Consider the following 18,288-nt stretch of genomic DNA (forward strand, 5'->3'; position numbering starts at 1 on the left):
ATGAAAAGAATTTCACTAAAACTAGGCGTATTAGCAAGTGCTATGGCACTGCTTGCTATCGCATGCCAACCCAACCAAAAGGAGTTTAAGCTAACAGCTACTGGACTTCCTGAGGGGATCAATGGGACTTATGCTAAGGTCTATGATATCAACAATGAGGTGATAGACTCTGTACTAATCCAAAATGGTGGCTTCGTCTACACCACTCCAGCTGATGACACTGTAGCAAGGACTATAATGGTAGGGGAGACCCCAATCGCTTTTTCTTGCGAAGAGGGTGAGTATACTCTGACACAACAAACCGACGAGGCCGGCAACACTAATTTAGTTCGTGGGGGCAAAGAAACCAGTAGCTTCGTAAAGGTTCAGGCTCTCAATGACGAAGTGGCAGCAGTCAATAAGAAGTACACCGACCTCATTAATGCCAAGATGGCTACAGTACCAGAAGGTGAGGAGCCCTCTGAGGAGCTTATCAACGAGATCAACCAGCTCCAATCAGACTTCTTCAAGGAGTATAGAGCTATCAGCGAGAAGTACTATACCGACGGGGGCAATACCATTCTAGACTACACAGCCTTCTCATACCTTGCTGGTCAGTACGACGATGCAGAGTATGTTGAGCACTTTGATGCTGCAGGAAGCATGATCAAAAACGACAAGGACCTACAAGCTCGCTACAACATGGCTAAGGCTGCCGTTAGCACTAGTGTAGGTGGTAAGTTTGTAGACTACGAGATCGTTAACCCTGCTGGCGAAAGCAAGATGCTAAGCGAGTTCCGTGAGGAGGGTAAGTACTTCCTTCTCGACTTCTTTGCTTCTTGGTGTGGCCCATGCAAGAGGTCAATGCCTACTCTAGCAGAGGTTGAGAAGCAGTATAGCAAGATCCTCTCTTCTGTTAGCATCGCTGTATGGGAAAGAGATAATGATGGCGCTGCCTATGCAGAGGTGGTAAAGACCCACAAAATCACTTGGGCAACCATGCAAGATGCTCAAAGCAAGGGCGTAGAGCTCTATGGCGTAAGTGGCGTACCTACCTTTATCCTCTTCTCTCCAGAGGGCGAGGTACTCCTTCGTGGTCACGACATAGACGAGGTTAAGGCTAAGCTAGAAGAGCTTTCTAAGTAAGCCGATAACAACCGATCATATAAGGGTGCAGACTACCTAGGTAGCCTGCACCCTTTTTTATATCCGAAAGGTGAACCAGCGGATGAGCCCGACAGGTCGGATAGATCAGGCAAATCCTTTCTTGAGACTATTGCAGAAACAAGAGAAAAAGCACTTTTATACTCTACTAGTAATCAGAGGGTTATGAAAGCTAAAGTTTAGTTGCAATTAAGCAATCGGTTAGTTGCATCTCGTCATTTGCTTAGTTGCAACTAACCGATTGCTTTGTTGCAACTCGGCAAACGCTAATAAACAAGGACCTCTTCCGAGGAGTCCAAAAGCCACAAAATAAAGGTGAAAAGGTACAGAAAAAGATAATGAAAACAATCACTCAACCAGGGGGTTACGCATTAGGAAGGCTTATCGTATGATCTTTAGCGAGTTGTCTACGAGAAAGGACCTCTGCCGAGGTCCGTGTTAAATAGACACACCTATGAATGCCCTACGGCAAGGCTTTCCTATTGCACACCACTGATCACTCAACCCACTTGATTCGGAAATAGGTAAGTAGCGCTTTATACTGGTCTTGTGCTGTAAGATAGATATCGATAAGGTAACCCGGCGTCTGCTCCCAATGCTCCAAACCACGGTAGTAGTACATCTTGAGTTCGTCAGTAATGATAAAGGGAACGATTCCATGGGAAAGACCTATGAAATAAACTCGCCTGATAGGCAATCTTAATGGCACCTTATTCGGAAAGTCACAGGCAAAGAATACCTTTGTTTGGAGAAGAATTAGTATATTTGGGTATTAATAGAAAAACAACTAACAAAATGAGATAATTAAGTGACATGAAGAAGACCATTACACTGCTACCATTAGCACTGATAGGGCTTGCTCTATCATTTACTTCCTGCAACAATGAAAGCAGAGGCGAACTCAATGGCGGAGAGACCACACTCGAACTGAGCTCATCCATCGCGCAGAACCGTGTGACCACTCAGAACGACCAAAAGACCAACCACTGGGATGGCAATGAGCAGATCGGAATATTCTCCACCTCTCTAACTGCCTCTAATGTACTCTACACAGCTACAAAGGCTGGAGCTAGCACCGACTTTACTACTCAGGCTCCTATCTCCATCCCTTATGGCACTGAGCAACACGATATCAAGGCGTACTACCCTTATGATGCTGCTGCAACTACCGCAGTAGAGTTCGACCTCACCAAGCAAAATAACCAGCCAGTACTCTATGCTACTGGCACCGTTACTAACGCCAATCCTAAGCTCAACCTCAACTTTGGACATAAGCTAGGTAAGCTACGCATTAAGGTAGTGACCACCAATTCCCTTAATCCTACCGAGCCTGTCTCAAAGGTTTCGGTGAATGAGGTGCTCACTAAGGGGTCACTCAATATTGAGAGTGGTGACTTTACAGTAGACAATACCGTCAAAGCCAATCTTGACCTCAAGAAACAAGGCGAGGAGTTCTATACCTATCTAATGCCAGGTGAGAGCATCAAGGGAAAGGTGATCGCCATTGAGCATGGTGGCAAGGTCTACAAGGCAACCTTGGTTAATGACAAAATAGTAGAGGCTGGAAAGTACTACCTCTACACCATCAACTTATCCAATGGCTCTGATAATGTTGATGATGTATCTGGCACCATTGACAATGAGGATAAGGGAGATACTGGAGAGGTCCCGGAGCACCCGAAAAGGGGACTACGCCTTCTGCACCAGTAACCGCGACACTCACCAGCACCAATAGCGAGTACGCTAGTGGTACACTTTCTGCTCCAGTAGAGGGTGGAAGCTACACCTTTACCCTAGCTGGTCTAGAGGCAGGCACTCAGGTATCTGCAAAGGCCACTCCTGCTGCCGACTGGATCACTTTCAGTGGCGACGTGACTCTTCGTGCTGCTGCCGATCAAACTTTCACCGTAAAGGTAGAGGCAAATGAGACCACCGAGAAGCGCGAGACCACCATCACCCTCACCGCAGAGGGGATGAACGACCTCACCTTTGCAGTGCAACAAGCCGCAAAGCAAGAGACTCCTCAACCAGATCCAGAGCAACCAAAGCTTCTATTCCCTGGTGGTGACTTTGAGAATTGGGATCTTTTCACAAGCAATCTAAATAGCAAAGGTTTAAAGAATTACGCTACTCAAGCTGATGGTGGTCGTACTGGTAAAGCAATGCTTATTAATGGCACTCCTGCAAAAAACGACTACGTATTTACCACTGTAGCTCAAGCTGAAGGCCCTACATCTGGCAAAACCATTACCTTCTACATCAAAGGAACAGCTAACGGAAGATCGCTCTCCCTTAATGTCTATACCTCTGATGGAAAATACAAGGCATTTAATCTAGGAACAGTTAATGGCACATCAGATGTTAATTTAGAGGTTGCTCTTAATAATCAATATACTGGAGATATCAATACCCAAGGCGAATGGGTAAAGGTGACTCTAAACATATCAGGTTTAGAGCTTTCAACCACAGATAATTTCTTCGGTCTCAAGGTAGGTAAGGGTGCTGACTTTGATCTACTACTTGATGACTTCACGATTGAGTAATTAACGATCTATAATTTTTCACGGCTGCCTGTGTGGGATATCGCAGGCAGGCGTTTTAAGAGAACGTAAATGGAATTAAACAACAATTAGAGTCTTTTTGATGTCAAGGAACAAGACAATCTTACTATTATTGGCTATTACAGCGGTACTTATCTTTAGCTGTTGTAGCTGCGACGACAAGAAGGGGGATAAAGAAAGCCCCAAAGAATACACTGTCCTAGAAGTACAAAGTCGTATCAACTCTCTAAGGGCTACCGAGACCTCATGGGAGAGAGGCGACCAAATTGGTCTTTACGCTGTAGTAAGTGGCAAGGGCTTGAGTAGCACCTCTATTTTCCAAAAGGCTAGCAACCTACCCTATACCACTCCTGATGGTGATGGGCAATTTCTTCCCGCCGAGGGAGGGGAGATACGGCTGATGCCTGGGGAGCGAATTGACCTCATTAGCTACTACCCTTACCAACCGGTTGGTGCGGATCATAAGTTGCGAATCAATGTACGAGATCAGAGCGACCTCTCTAAGCTTGATCTACTCTACAGCGACAATGCACGTGGGCTCAATAACCTGCACCCTAAAGCCAACCTGCAATTTTTCCATGCTTTGAGTCAGCTACAGGTCTCTATCATGGGCGATGGGGCTACCGACCTCAATGCACTTCAAATTAGCGTGGGTGATGTGAAGGTAGAGGGTGTTTTTGATCTCACTACAGGTCAACTTTCCAACCTCGGGGCCACCACCAGCAAGATAACGATGCACAAGGCCAAGAGTGTAGCTAAAGGGGCAACACATCAAGCTATTCTGCTACCAGGGCAGGAGCTGAAAGGCCTTACCTACACCTTTGAAGTGGCGGGCAAGAGCTATACTTACACGGAGATGGAGTCGAAGAAGCTACAGGCAGGTATTCGTGTGCGACGCAACTTCAAGCTCACCGACACTGGTGTGGAGCTCATTGATGCCACTATTGAGATTATCGGGGAAGGCGAAGGAGGCACTCAACCACAGCCCAATCCTCAGCCGGATCCAGAGCAACCTGGTGAAGACCCTAAGCCCGAACCCCCTACGCCTCCAGCTGAAGGGTATGGTAATCAGGCCTACTATATGGAGCAGGTACTGATCCAAAATGGCTATATGGAGGATCGTGTCATCCACCAAGAGGATACTCCCGACAGCTTCTTTGCAGGGGGAACGACTCCTGGTGGTAAGCGACGCAACTATACTATTTATTTTAGCAAAAATAATTACCAGCCCTATATGGTAGCCTATCCGATGTACAGAGACTGTATTGGGGAATGGAGTAGAAAGAAGTGGGGTGGCGACCCTTGGGACTTCGGCCCTGGTGTAGAACAAAAGTATCAGATGCAACTAATCAGAAGGAGCTTTCAGCCACGTGAGTACAATATGAGCCGAGGCCACATGCTGGCAAGTAATCAGCGTACCGCTTCCAAAGAGCTCAATCGCACCACCTTCTACTTCACCAACGTAGTGCCACAAGAGCAAAGTCAGAATGCAGGTATCTGGGCAACGCTCGAGAATAAAGAGAATGCTTTTGCTAAGAATGCCCGTAAGACCGATACCCTCTATGTGGTTTGTGGCCCTACACTTGCTCCTAACGCTGAAATGGTACGTGACGATGTCAATAAGAAGTGCCCAATCCCCACTCACACGTGGAAGGTGCTACTAAAGAAGAAAAAGGGTCAGTGGGTCTCCATTGGTGTCAAGATGCCAAATGTAAGACTCGCTAGTGGTAGCAAGTGGGACGACTATACTTGCACCGTGGCCGATCTGGAGAAGGAGCTAGGGGTTAAGTTCTTCCCTTTCCTCCCCGAGAACGAAGCAACAGAAATTAAGAGTCAGAATAAATCTAGTGACTGGTAAATAATAATAATCACACAATAACAATATAGACATGATGAAGACAACGACTAAATTAGGAAGCCTACTCCTAGCGAGTACCCTACTATTCTCTAGCTGTCAACGCAGCGGAGGATGTGGCTGTGAAGTGGATGACCCTTATGCAAAAGGTAAGGGCGACCTTAGGGTAAGCTCCAACATTGTGCAACCCGGCACACGTGTAGCTGGAGAAACCTGGGAAGTATCTGATGCCATCGGTATCTTTGCACTGAACGAAGGACAAGCACTAGGAGCTAATAACTACGCCACGAATGCCAAGTACACTACCGCTTCAGCAGGTGAAAAGGTAGTCTTTACCTCGGCTATGGAGGGGATCAACCTACCTAGCACTGGCAATCTAGACCTAGTCGCCTACTACCCATATAAGGAGGGAGTGACTACCGAGCTAGCTTTTGACACCTCGGATCAGAGCAAGCCAGCCCTTATCGACCTCCTTTACTCGGACAACCAAAAGGGAATCAACAAGCAAAATGCCAAGGCTAACTTGGTATTTAACCATATGCTCACATTGATTGAATTCAACATCACTACCGATGGGCTTGCGATCAATAATGGCACCATTGCCCTGAAGGATGTATTGGTGGATGGTAAGATGGCACTTGCTGATGGGGCCATCACTACTGGCACCAAGACCGCTACTCCAAGTGTAGTCATCAAGGCAGCAGGTACTAATAAGTACAAAGGGATGATGATCCTACCCCCACAAACCTTGACTGGCAAGGAGGTAACCTTTAATATCAATGGTAAGCCACACACCGCTAACCTAAAGCTAGCAGCCACTGAGAGCGGTTACAAGTACACCGTCGAGGTGACCTACAATAGAGGTCAGCTAGTAATAGTGGAGGGTGCTACTATCAATCCTTGGAAGGAAGGGTCGGACAATGGTGAGGTCATCGTTATTGGTGGCGAGGAGACTCCTACTCCACAACCAGAGCCAGAGCCAGAACCACAGCCACAGCCAACTGAGGGCAAGTTACTTTTCCCTGGCGCCAACTTTGATGACTTTGATGCCTTCAAAGCTAGCCTAAATAACTTTGGACTACAAGCTTACGCCAACCAAGTTGACGGCGGTAAGAGTGGCAAGGCACTACATATCAAAGGTACGCCTGCAAAGAATGACTACGTCTTTACCACCACTAAGAATGCCTCTGGTATGACCTCTGCGACTAAGATCACCTTCTACATCAAGGGAACAGCAGGCAAGTCACTATCAATGAATATCTACTCTGCCCCAAGAGATTATAAGCCATTTAACTTGGGCGAGGTAGCAAGTACAGAAGACATTATGCTAGCACCCGCAGCTTCCAACCAATATACTGGAACTATTGACACCAAAGGGGAATGGGTAAAGGTAACCCTTAATATTGCTGGGTTGCAACTATCCACCTCAGACAATTTCTTTGCTCTCAAGGTAGGCAAGGAGGTAGACTACGATCTAATGATTGACGACTTTACGATTGAGTAAGTACTCATTAAGTGAGATGGAAATGGGATCGCCACTGTTGCGGTCCTCTTTCCATCTCATTTTCTAATAGAATCAGATTATTAACTAATGACTCAAAGACATGCAAAGAATTACTAGGCTTATTGCCTTGGCAAGTCTCCTACTGTCTATAGCTTTCTGCCCTCTTCTCGCTCAGGAGAAGACCTCGCTTCGAGGGGTCGTTCGCGACGGAGGTAGCAACAATGGCATAGGTGGCGTGCTAGTAACCCTCCAGAGTAGTAATCAGCAGACTACAACCGAGAGTGATGGTAGTTTCGCCTTTTACAACATTAAGGCTGGCGAAGAGACCCTACTCTTTAGCTCTCCTCTGCACACTACTGTGGAGCTAAATATCACCATCACCCCCAACCGACTCAATGAGGTGGGACCGATTGTGATGATACAAAATAAAATCAATGACAATGCCCAGTTTGCGGGGATTGTAGATAATATTGACCTCGACCAGATTGACGATGAAGGGGCGGGGCAGTCGGCCAATACGATGGTCATCTTTACCAACGATGTCTATCTCCAGAAGGCTGGCTTCCAATTCTCACAATTCCGTCACCGCAATCGTGGTTACGACAATACCTACGAGCAGAGGTATATCAATGGCATCAACTTCAATGAAGGGGTAAGAGGCGTCTTCAACTACTCCTCCATCGGTGCCCTTAATGATATGACCCGCAATGGTAATCGCATCAATTATATGGGGGCCTCTCCTTTCTCCTTTGGAGATATTGGTGGCTCGGAGAATATCAATATGCGTCCAGCCAATTATACTCGTGGCGGAAAGGCAACCCTCTCCGGTACCAACCGTAACTACTACGCTCGTGCGATCCTCAGCTACAATACTGGTTTGATGGATAATGGCTGGGCACTCTCTGCCGCTATCGGTGGCCGTTATGCTCACGAAGGGGCCATTGAAGGTGTTTTCTACAAGAACATATCCTATATGCTAGGTGCAGAGAAGGTATGGGATAGGGGCAAGCATCGCCTCAGCGTCATCACCTTTGGTTCGCCAGTAGAACGTGGCCAGCAAGGCTCCTCAGTAGAGGAGGCACTGAAGCTAGTCTGCAACAATACCTACAATCCAAACTGGGGCTGGCAGAATGGCAAAAAGCGTAACGCCCGTGTGGTGAAGAGCTGGGACCCAACCCTGATCATCTCTCACATCTGGAAGCCCAATTACGAGACCACCCTTACCACTGGTATCGGTGCACACTACAATAGATACGGTAGGTCGTCGCTCAATTGGTACAATGGTGCCGACCCACGCCCTGATTACTACCGCTACCTCCCTAGCTACTTCGAGGGAGCCCCCGAGGTGCAGGAGTATTATGCCCACCAATGGCGTACTCTAGAGATTTCTCAGATCAATTGGGATCGCCTTTATATGGCAAACCACCTCAATAATATGACCGGTGACGGTTCCGCCATCTATATGGTAGAGGAGCGTCGGAGCGACCTTGCAGAGATTGCCTTCAATACCACACTCAATACACAGCTATCCAAGGAGATTGCACTGAGTGCGGGACTTGAATTTAAGTACTCTCAGTCCAAGCAATTCAAGACAGTCGATGACCTGCTAGGGGCTAAATACCTATTGGATAACGACAAGTATGCCGAGCGCGACTTTGCTGGTAACGATCAGGTGGTTCAAAACGACCTCAATAAGCCTGGCCGTAGAGTATGGGAGGGGGATGTCTTTGGATACGACTACCGCTACCATATCTACAATGCAGCACTTTGGGCTCAGAATGAGCATAAGTACTACAAGTGGGATATCTACTATGGTGCCAAGCTAGCACTTAATACAATCCAGCGTGAAGGTATGATGCGCAACGGACGCTACCCCGACAATTCTTACGGCAAAGGTAAGCTCTATGCGTTTATCAACTTTGATGCTAAGGTCGGTGCCGTCTATAAATTCAACGGTCGCCACTTTCTCACCCTCAATGCTCAGTACCTCAATCGTCCACAGCTAGAGCGACAGATGTATGTCTCTCCAGATATTTCGGATATTGTGGCACCAACACTCAAGAGCAAGCAGATTGGAAGTGTAGACATCAATTATATCTTCTCCACTCCTAAGGTGAAAGGACGTCTATCGGCCTTCTACACCAGCTTCTGGGATGATATGAAGAAGGTAGCCTACTATGATGATACACAGCGTACCTTTGTACTCCACACCCTTTATGGAGTGGATAAGGTACATAGAGGTGTAGAGGTGGGTGTTGAGTATAAGCCTACCAGTTCGCTCACTTTTGAGCTGATCGGTACTGCCGCTCAATACTACTACAGCAACGACCCAATGGGCGTGATGAATAGTACCAATGGTAAGATTATGAATAAGGAAGAGAAGGTCTACATGAAGAACCTCTACCTCGGTGGTGTACCACAAGTACTGGGGACCTTTGGGGTCGGTTACTTCTGGAATTATTGGTTCTTCAACCTCAATGTCAATGGCTTTGGCTACAACCACATTGATGCAGCACCTATCCGCCGACTCGCTTCTAATTATACCACTGTCACCCCTCCAGGTACTGCCGGACACAATGCTAAGCAGTATGAGGCTTTCAAGCAGTATACCACTCAGGAGCGCTTCAAGGGTGGTGTGACTATGGACTTAAGTATCGGCAAGATTCTTTACCTAAAGAATAGAGACCGCATCAACTTCAACTTCTCCATCACCAACCTACTCAATAATAAGGAGATTCGCACTGGTGGATTTGAGCAAGGACGTATCAACCTAGATCACCCTGAGCGCTTTACCAATAAGCACTACTACATGCAGGGGATCAACTTCTTCCTCAATGCTAGTTACAATTGGTAATATTAATAGACGATACAATATATGAAACTAAATAGACAATTAATTATAGCACTCGTAGCCCTCATCGGGCTCACCTTCGCTTCTTGTGAGCGGGAATACGATGCCCCACTCCTCACCGAACCGACTGTGGAGATCGGGGATGAAGGCATCATCACCATTGCTAAGTACAAGGAGATGTTTACCTCAGTACCCGAAGAGGGTAAGATCATTGAGGAGGACTTCGCCATCCGTGCCGTGGTAGTGGGCAACGACATTTCGGGCAATATCTACAAGCAAATCTATGTGGAGGATGCTACAGGTGGACTCTCCATTGGTATTGACCAAAATAACATCGCCAATGATTACCCTGTAGGGCAGGAGGTAGTGATCAAGCTACAAGGCCTCGCAGCTACTAGCTACGGAGGCGTCATTCAGTTGGGAATGAACAACAATAATCCCAAGAATACCCGTATCCCCTACGAGATTGCCAAGAAGCATCTCCTAAAGAACCAATGGCCAGATGCCAAAAAGGCAATGCCTAAGGTAACCACTATGGGCTCTATCACCGATGCCATGATTGGTACACTGATACAGCTAGAGGGCGTTTACTTCGAAAAGGGTGGCGAGCTCAACTATGCCGATCAAGAGATGAATGCCGTTAATCGTATCCTAAGGGATAAGAGTGGCAAGAGTCTCTATGTACGCAATAGTAAGTATGCTACTTTTGCCAATGACAAGCTTCCAAAGGGCAATGGTACCGTGGTAGCTATCCTTTCAAAGTTTGGTAGCGACTACCAGCTATTCCTTCGCTCGGCCGACGATTGTTTCGGCTTTAGTGGCAAGGAGCCTGAGACCTCAGGTGGCACCGATACCCCTACCCCCGACCAACCATCAACAGGGGCAGTAATCTACAGCGAGGAGTTTGCCAAAGACCTCGGTAAGATGACCCCTATTAGCGTTGCAGGCACACAGACTTGGAGAGTCAACACTGCTTACAAGAATGCCAATATGTCCGGCTTTGCCGATGGCAAGAGCAATGCCAATGAGGATTGGCTCGTCTCTCCTGCTTTTGACCTCACTGCAGCCAAGAGCTTCTCTATCAGCTTTGAGCACACCATCAATAAAGGTAATGTGGCCAATATGAAGAGCGAGCAGACCCTTTGGGCATCTGACAATTACAGCGGTGACGTGAAGAGTGCTACTTGGACTCAAGTGACTATCACCACCTACCCAACAGGTACTGATTGGAACTACGTGAAGAGTGGTGCTATCAACCTACCTGCTTCACTGCTTGGTAAGGCCAACGTGGTATTTGCCTTCAAGTATCTTGCTACCGATGCCAGCTCAGCCAATTGGCAGATACGTGCACTCAAGGTGACTAGCGATGGAGGTAAGCTCACTGCTGGTGGCACCACCCCTACTCCACAACCACAACCAGAGCCCAACCCAAACCCCAATCCAGAGCAACCTGCAACTGGTAAGCTCCTATTCCCTGGTGCCGACTTTGAGGATTGGAGCTTAATGGAAAAGGGCAAGAGCCTATTATTCCCCCTAGGAAAGATTGTTGAGCAATCTCCAAATGGACGTAATGGAAAAGCCCTTCACATCAATGGTACTCCTGCAGGGAATGACTACATGATTACAGCGGCAGGTGCAGGTGAAAAGAGTGGTTCAACCATTACACTATACATCAATGGAAAGGCAGGAAAGTCTCTCTCTTTTATGGTCTATAAAGTGGATGGTAGTCTTGCAGTATTTAACCTTGATGAGTTTGGAACAAAAGGACACGTTATTAGCCCAGCTGATGGCGAGATTATCCTTAAACCAACCGAGAAAACCTTTAATGACAAACCTGCTAACTCCTATGCTAATGGCTCAATAGACACTCAAGGTAAATGGCTAAAAATCACCCTAGATATCTCTAGCTTCAGTAAGTTAGCTAAGGAAAAGAACTTGTTTTCAATAAAGGTAGGAAAAGCAGTGGCTTACGACCTACTCATTGATGATATCACTATTCAGTAATAGTTCGCTATGAAGTATACTCAGCATAATTGGTATGCCCTACTGGCGTTGCTAGTGGCTTTTGCTTTGGGGAGCTGTGGTTCCTCAAAGCAAGCCACCGGCACCAACGCGGGCAAACAGTACAATACTTATGCCGTTGCCTTTTATAATATGGAGAACCTCTTCGATACCGAAGACGACCCCAATAACAAAGGTGATGACGACTACCTTCCCACAGGACCCTACGCATGGACACAAGTGCAATACGAGAAGAAACTAGATAATCTCGCACGGGTGATCAGTCTCTTAGGTCAAGAGCACACCCCCTACGGACCAGCTTTTATTGGTACCGCCGAGATTGAGAATCGTCGAGTGCTTGAGGACCTCACACAGCGTGACGCCATCAAAGCGATGGGGCTAAAGGTGATCCACGAAGATGGCCCAGACCGTCGTGGTATTGATGTGGCAGCGCTCTACAATCCCAATATCTTTAAGCTCGAAGGGTACAAGTATTACCCCTTCAAGTGGGATGAGCGTCCCGACTTCGTGACTCGTGACCAGCTACATGTCTATGGTACTATCGCAGGCGAACGGATTCACTTCATCGTGCTCCACTGGCCTTCTCGCTACGGCGGCCACAAGAGCAACCCCCTTCGTGAGGCAGCAGCTCGTACCACCCTCGCAATAGTTGAGGAGATACAAGCCTCCGAACCAGATGCTAAGGTGGTGATTATGGGCGACCTCAACGACGACCCTACCAACACCAGTGTGACAGAGGTACTCAATGCCAAGACCCACCGCAGCGAAGTGGCACCAAAGGGGATCTACAATCCTAGTGCCTCGCTCTTTGCTAAGGGCATCGGCACACTTGTCTACCAAAATAAGTGGAACTTCTTTGACCAGATGATGGTGACCCACGGACTGATCTCCAGCGAGAGCAACCTACGACTTTGGAAGATGGAGGTATTCGACCGCAACTTCCTCATTACACAAGAGGGAAAGCGCAAAGGATACCCACACCGTACCTTCGAAAACAATTCATTTATCGATGGCTATAGTGACCACTTCCCAGTCCTCATCTACCTCCTTCAGGAGCGTCACTAAATTAAATATACATACGCTAAGAGGGTGCATCAATAAGTTGATGCACCCTCTTAGCGTACTCCCCCTCAACCCCACATGAAAAGAGACTGTTGCACAAGGACCTCGGCAGAGGTCCTTGTTAAATAGGCACAGGTCAAGACATACAGTGCCTAAGACCTGTGCAATAATGGTGCGCAAAACACCATACGACCCCAGTTGAAGGGTCGGACAACCGAATTAAGGAATCTTCATTTCCTCTCAATGTGTCTACTTTTTCAGGAATAGAGGAGACAGAGTATCTACACTTTCAGGAATGCGATAATATACCGTCCACATATTCCGCATAGGGTGCGGAATGCATTCCGTATGCGTGCGGAACGTATTCCGTAGCCCTGCGGAATCCATTCCGCACGCATACGGAATAAGAGGTTGATGTAATAGATTATTAGTCAGGAAACAAACACTTGGAGAGACAATTGCACAAAAGCGATCGGTCGCATGACTATGTCCGACCCACAAGGGGGCGAGTATATACGTGTGCCATTGCTTACCCCCAGTCGTTCGGGGCTAACGCTCAGAGTTACGCATTGGGAAGGTCTTGCCGTAGGCATTCATAGGTATCTATAGGGAAGGACCCCGGCTGAGGGGTCCGTATTAAATAGGCACAGGTCAAGGCACGGAGTGCCGAAGACCTGTGTATAATAACGTACAAATACTCTTGCGACCCCGGCCGAGGGGTCGGACAACCTTCTCTTGGTCTGACCCCTAAACCGGGGTCATGGGATGGGGTAATATGCTCTTACACACAGGTCGTTCGGGGCTCTGCCTCTCCGACCTGTGCCTATTTAACACGGACCTCTCCGAGGTCCTTAACCCACGTGTTCTCCGTTGGATAGGGTCTTGACTGTCCCTATAGTCTTAATACCTGCAGAATAATAGCTCCTATGTAAGTATGTAAAAAGAGAGGTACACCCCATAGGAGTGTACCTCTCTCATTATACAAGAACCTTCTTTTATTAGAAGCGATAACCAGCAGTTACGAAGAATGCACTATTCTTGTTGGTGTCACCAAATTCTTTCTTACCAACAACAGGAATATCAACTGTATAGTTCTTGGTAACATCATACATACCAAACTGTGCACCTACAGAAAGCATTACACGCTGATACTCTAGACCAGCACCTACCTGAAGACCCCAATCAAATGGATTGCATGCACGGATTGACTTTCCTGCAATAGTAGTCTCCTTAAATGGATTGGACTTGTCCTTATTATCACCAACCTTTGCAGATCCACCAACACCATAAGCTAGGTAAGGACCAGCATTAACAAAGGCATTAAGACCTTCGGTTACCCCAAAGCGTAGGTTAGCTAGGATAGGTAGGTCAACATAGTAAAGTGAGTTCTTGATATCCTCCTTATCACCATAAGAGAAGCCCTTCATAGAGAAGTTAAGACCTGGCTGGATGCTTAGCTCCATAGCACCGGTATTCAACACACCGAAGTCTAGGGCCACACCTGCACGAGCACCAGAGGCGATCTTAGAATCTTTTACGCCACTAATGTTGGCACCTTGATATCCTGCACTTACAATCACACTTGGACGATACTGTGCCATGGCACCGATCGCAAAAACTGTACTAGCAATAGCTGCTAAAATAATCTTCTTCATCATTTACAATTTTCTAAGTTGTTTATAATACAAACAGTTAAGAGGGGCATTTCTAACGCCCATTCCCTTTCTATTCTAAAGCAAATGTAGGTATAAATTGGGAAAGAAACAGAGCAAGCCGCGCTCTTTTAACACAGATTGAAGAGAGATAACTAGCAATTACAATACTTATAGATTAAAAGACCCCTATTTAAGCCTTCTTAGCACAATTCACGCTTCTTACGAGGGCGATAAATCCGCTTCCACCATAGATAATAGCCAGTAATTGGTAGCGAAGCTCCTATGAGCATTGCCAAAAAGGTGAGCAGACGTGAAAAGCTACCGCCCCACCTTCCAAGATGAACAGATGAGATCCAGCCACTGACTTTCTCGTACCTCTCTTTATCAGCATACTTCGTCACCTCCAGTAATTCCCCACTTACGGGGTCAAAGCGGTAATCGTCAGTAGCTCTAGCATTGCCCCACCCAGAGAGTGATGCCTTCACCACTCCTTTCTGCACTCTCAAAGAAGCATACTTCTCCAATGGGATCTGCTTCACCGCTACACCCCACGCTACATACCCATCTCCAATTTCTTGGATAGAGGCATGAGGTGGCTTCTCAGAAGGCTGAGAGGCACCAAAAAGCTTGTACATAGGCTTTTCAAACCAATCGTAAGTCCAAATAAGTCCCGTCACAGCAGAGCCCAGTAGTATCAGAGTAGCGAAAACACCCAGCACCACGTGAAGGTCGTACCACAGTACCCTTCGCCCACGGCCAAAGCGTATCTTCAGAGAGCGTCCTAACCTACTCCAGCGACTAGGCCACCACAAGACAATACCCGAGATCAAGATGAATACAAAAGCCCAAACAGTAACCCCTACCACCTGCTTACCGACTACTGCTTCCTTTGTGCCATCAAGCATCCGACGGTGAATGAGAGAGGCCGTGGTGAAAAAGGCGGAGCGCTCATACGCCCCTAGCACCTCGCCCCGATATGGATCTACATAGATAGTCTTACGATAAGGCGGCGCAATAGCCACCTCATAAGACTTACTGGGGTCGGGATAAATCGTTACTCCCGATATCTTAGCCCCTTCGGGCTGAGTCTCTAGCACCTTTGAGCAAAGCAGCCTCATCTCCATTGGCTCTCCCTCTGGCTCCACATAAACCAACGAAGAGTCACCTCTACGGATAAGGTCTTTCTCTATAATCAATAGACCACCCGTTAGGCAGATCAACGTAATAAAAACCCCAAATGGCACCGAGAGCCAAAGGTGCACTTTTCGCAAGAATTGTTTCATAAATGATAATATTGTAAAGGTACTAATAGCTCTATTTGGAACAGCCTAGGCTACATCTCGGCAGAAGCTAGGCGCTCTGCATTCTCCGCTACGGTAAGCGCATCGATAAATTGCTGAATATCTCCATCCAGTACATCACTCAGTTGGTAGACCGTTAGCCCAATGCGGTGGTCAGTCACCCGCCCTTGAGGGAAGTTGTAGGTACGTATCTTTGCCGAACGATCACCGGTACTTACCAAAGTCTTTCGCTTGGAGGCAATCTCATCGATATACTTCTGATACTCCATATTATATATACGTGTCCGAAGCTCCTCCATCGCCCGAGCCTTATTTTTCAGCTGCGACCGCTCATCTTGGCTCTGTACCACAATGCCAGTAGGGATATGCGTGAGACGAACTGCCGAATAGGTGGTATTCACTGACTGCCCTCCTGCTCCTGAAGAGCAAAAAGTATCTACGCGGATATCCGACTCCTTCACCTCCACATCAAATTCATCTGCCTGAGGCAATACAGCTACCGTTGCTGCCGAGGTATGCACCCGTCCTTGCGTCTCCGTAGCGGGGACACGTTGTACACGATGCACGCCCGACTCATACTTTAGCTTGCCATAGACTCCGTCTCCCTCCACCTTGAAGACAATCTCCTTAAATCCGCCCAAAGTACCTTCGCTAAATGAGGAGGTACTACACCTCCAGCCTTGGCTTTCGCAGTACTTCACATACATCTTATAGAGGTCACCCGCGAATAGTGCCGCTTCGTCTCCTCCCGTACCGCCACGTATCTCCACTATTGCATCCTTATCGTCCTCAGGATCCTTAGGAATTAGGAGCAACTTAATCTCCTCCTCCATCGTTGGCAGTTGCTCCCTAATCGTCTCGATCTCATCCTCAGCCATGTGCCGTAGCTCATCATCACTTTCCTCGGCAACTATCGTCTGAGCCTCCTCCAAATTGGCGAGAAGCAACCGATACTCGTCGCTCTTCTTCGTCAGGTTCTCCAGCTCCTTATACTCCTTGCTAAGGCGCATAAACCGCTTCTGATCACTGATCACACTTGGGTCAGTAATCAAGAGCTGAACCTCCTCAAAGCGCTCCTTTAGCCCCTCTGTTCTCGCTAGTATATCAAATTTCTTAGCCATTCGCTCTTAGTGGTATTCAAAGTGACCTAGAGGGGTATCAAGGATCAATTCATTTTGTGCTGCCTCCTCCACTCTACCTATCACCTTTGCAGGCACACCAAAGCTTTCAGAGAGCTTTATCAAAGTATTAGCTTCCGACTCTGGCAAGTAAACCTCCAGGCGATGACCCATATTGAATACTTTGTACATCTCCTTCGGTGGCGTCTTTCCCTCCCGAGCAATCACCTCAAAGAGTGGAGGGATCGGATGCCACTGATCCTTGATCACTCGCTTCCCTTGCACAAAGTGAAGCACCTTGGTCTGAGCCCCGCCAGTACAGTGCACCATACCGTGGATCGCCCCACGCATCTCCTGAAGCATCTTGGCCACAATAGGTGCATAAGTACGTGTAGGCGAAAGCACCAATTTACCATAGTCTATATCCAAACCCTCCACAGGCTCTGTAAGCGTACGTTTGCCCACATAGACCACCTCATCGGGGAGAGCTCCATCAAAGCTCTCAGGGTATTTTTGTGCCACCTCCTTACTAAATATATCATGCCGAGCAGAGGTGAGCCCATTACTTCCCATTCCTCCATTGTAGCTCTCCTCATAGGTTGCTTGGCCATAGCTAGCCAGGCCCACGATCACATCTCCGCCCTTGATATTGGCATTGTTGATCACACCCGACCGCTTCATCCTACAGCTCACAGTGCTATCCACAATGATCGTACGTACCAAGTCCCCCACATCGGCAGTCTCACCACCAGTCGAGTAAATACCTACACCCAGCCCTCGAAGCTGCTCCAGGAGCTCCTCCGTACCATTGATAATGGCTGCGATTACCTCGCCAGGGATCAGACGCTTATTTCGTCCGATAGTGCTAGAGACCAATATATTATCCACCGCTCCCACGCAGAGAAGGTCATCAAGATTCATTACCAAGGCATCTTGTGCTATCCCTTTCCATACAGAGAGGTCACCCGTCTCACGCCAATAAGCATAGGCAAGGCTACTCTTAGTCCCCGCCCCATCAGCGTGCATCAAGCTACAATAGTTGGGGTCACCGCCCAACAGGTCGGGCAGAACCTTGCAAAAAGCTTGTGGATAGAGCCCTTTATCGATATTCTTAATAGCGGCATGTACATCCTCCTTATCGGCAGAGACACCCCGCATCTGGTACATTTCTTTATTCATCATCTCATCTCATATATATATATACTATGCAAAGCTA

General features: G+C 47.5%; 12 protein-coding genes and 1 pseudogene. 8 read left to right on the forward strand and 5 right to left on the reverse strand.

Annotation, left to right across the window (positions count from 1 at the left end; genetic code table 11):
- Positions 1-1,125: a TlpA family protein disulfide reductase gene (locus tag MWL85_RS06690; protein ID WP_244400146.1), complete on the forward strand. Its 1,125-nt coding sequence runs from the start codon at positions 1-3 to the stop codon at positions 1,123-1,125.
- A 514-nt stretch (positions 1,126-1,639) separates the two neighbouring features.
- On the opposite strand, the gene MWL85_RS06695 is transcribed toward MWL85_RS06690, so the two are convergent.
- Positions 1,640-1,852, reverse strand: a complete 213-nt coding sequence (locus MWL85_RS06695; protein WP_317221515.1) for a hypothetical protein — start codon at positions 1,850-1,852, stop codon at positions 1,640-1,642.
- Between the two features lie 104 nt (positions 1,853-1,956).
- Here MWL85_RS06695 and MWL85_RS06700 point away from each other — a divergent pair, with 104 nt between their 5' ends.
- From MWL85_RS06700 to MWL85_RS06730, 7 genes and pseudogenes are all read left to right on the forward strand, one after another.
- Entirely contained in the window at positions 1,957-2,853 is an 897-nt protein-coding gene (locus MWL85_RS06700; protein ID WP_244400147.1) for a fimbrillin family protein, read from the forward strand.
- A gap of 131 nt (positions 2,854-2,984) precedes the next feature.
- Positions 2,985-3,686, forward strand: a pseudogene (locus MWL85_RS06705) (BACON domain-containing protein); the annotation flags it as partial.
- A 100-nt stretch (positions 3,687-3,786) separates the two neighbouring features.
- Positions 3,787-5,562 (forward strand): fimbrillin family protein, encoded by a 1,776-nt coding sequence (locus MWL85_RS06710; RefSeq protein ID WP_244400149.1) that lies wholly within the window; start codon positions 3,787-3,789, stop codon positions 5,560-5,562.
- Positions 5,563-5,593: 31 nt separating this feature from the next.
- Positions 5,594-7,063, forward strand: a complete 1,470-nt coding sequence (locus MWL85_RS06715; RefSeq protein WP_244400150.1) for a fimbrillin family protein — start codon at positions 5,594-5,596, stop codon at positions 7,061-7,063.
- A gap of 100 nt (positions 7,064-7,163) precedes the next feature.
- Positions 7,164-9,917, forward strand: a complete 2,754-nt coding sequence (locus MWL85_RS06720; protein ID WP_244400151.1) for a carboxypeptidase-like regulatory domain-containing protein — start codon at positions 7,164-7,166, stop codon at positions 9,915-9,917.
- A gap of 21 nt (positions 9,918-9,938) precedes the next feature.
- A complete protein-coding gene (locus MWL85_RS06725; RefSeq protein WP_244400152.1) occupies positions 9,939-11,918 on the forward strand; it encodes a DUF5689 domain-containing protein in 1,980 nt (659 codons plus the stop codon).
- Between the two features lie 9 nt (positions 11,919-11,927).
- Positions 11,928-13,001, forward strand: a complete 1,074-nt coding sequence (locus MWL85_RS06730; RefSeq protein ID WP_244400153.1) for an endonuclease/exonuclease/phosphatase family protein — start codon at positions 11,928-11,930, stop codon at positions 12,999-13,001.
- Between the two features lie 995 nt (positions 13,002-13,996).
- Here the strand turns inward: MWL85_RS06730 and MWL85_RS06735 are convergent.
- From MWL85_RS06735 to MWL85_RS06750, 4 genes are all read right to left on the reverse strand, one after another.
- Positions 13,997-14,656: a porin family protein gene (locus MWL85_RS06735; RefSeq protein ID WP_018028548.1), complete on the reverse strand. Its 660-nt coding sequence runs from the start codon at positions 14,654-14,656 to the stop codon at positions 13,997-13,999.
- 197 nt (positions 14,657-14,853) lie between these two features.
- On the reverse strand, positions 14,854-15,936 hold the full coding sequence (locus MWL85_RS06740) for a PepSY-associated TM helix domain-containing protein (protein WP_244400154.1): 1,083 nt from the start codon (positions 15,934-15,936) through the stop codon (positions 14,854-14,856).
- A 50-nt stretch (positions 15,937-15,986) separates the two neighbouring features.
- The gene (gene prfA, locus MWL85_RS06745) at positions 15,987-17,075 is read right to left on the reverse strand and encodes a peptide chain release factor 1 (protein WP_244400155.1); all 1,089 of its coding nucleotides are present in this window, start codon (positions 17,073-17,075) and stop codon (positions 15,987-15,989) included.
- Positions 17,076-17,081: 6 nt separating this feature from the next.
- Positions 17,082-18,251: an AIR synthase related protein gene (locus MWL85_RS06750; RefSeq protein WP_244401862.1), complete on the reverse strand. Its 1,170-nt coding sequence runs from the start codon at positions 18,249-18,251 to the stop codon at positions 17,082-17,084.
- Positions 18,252-18,288: the final 37 nt, after the last annotated feature.

It is taken from the genome of Porphyromonas somerae, assembly GCF_022845615.1.
GTDB classification, from domain to species: domain Bacteria; phylum Bacteroidota; class Bacteroidia; order Bacteroidales; family Porphyromonadaceae; genus Porphyromonas_A; species Porphyromonas_A somerae.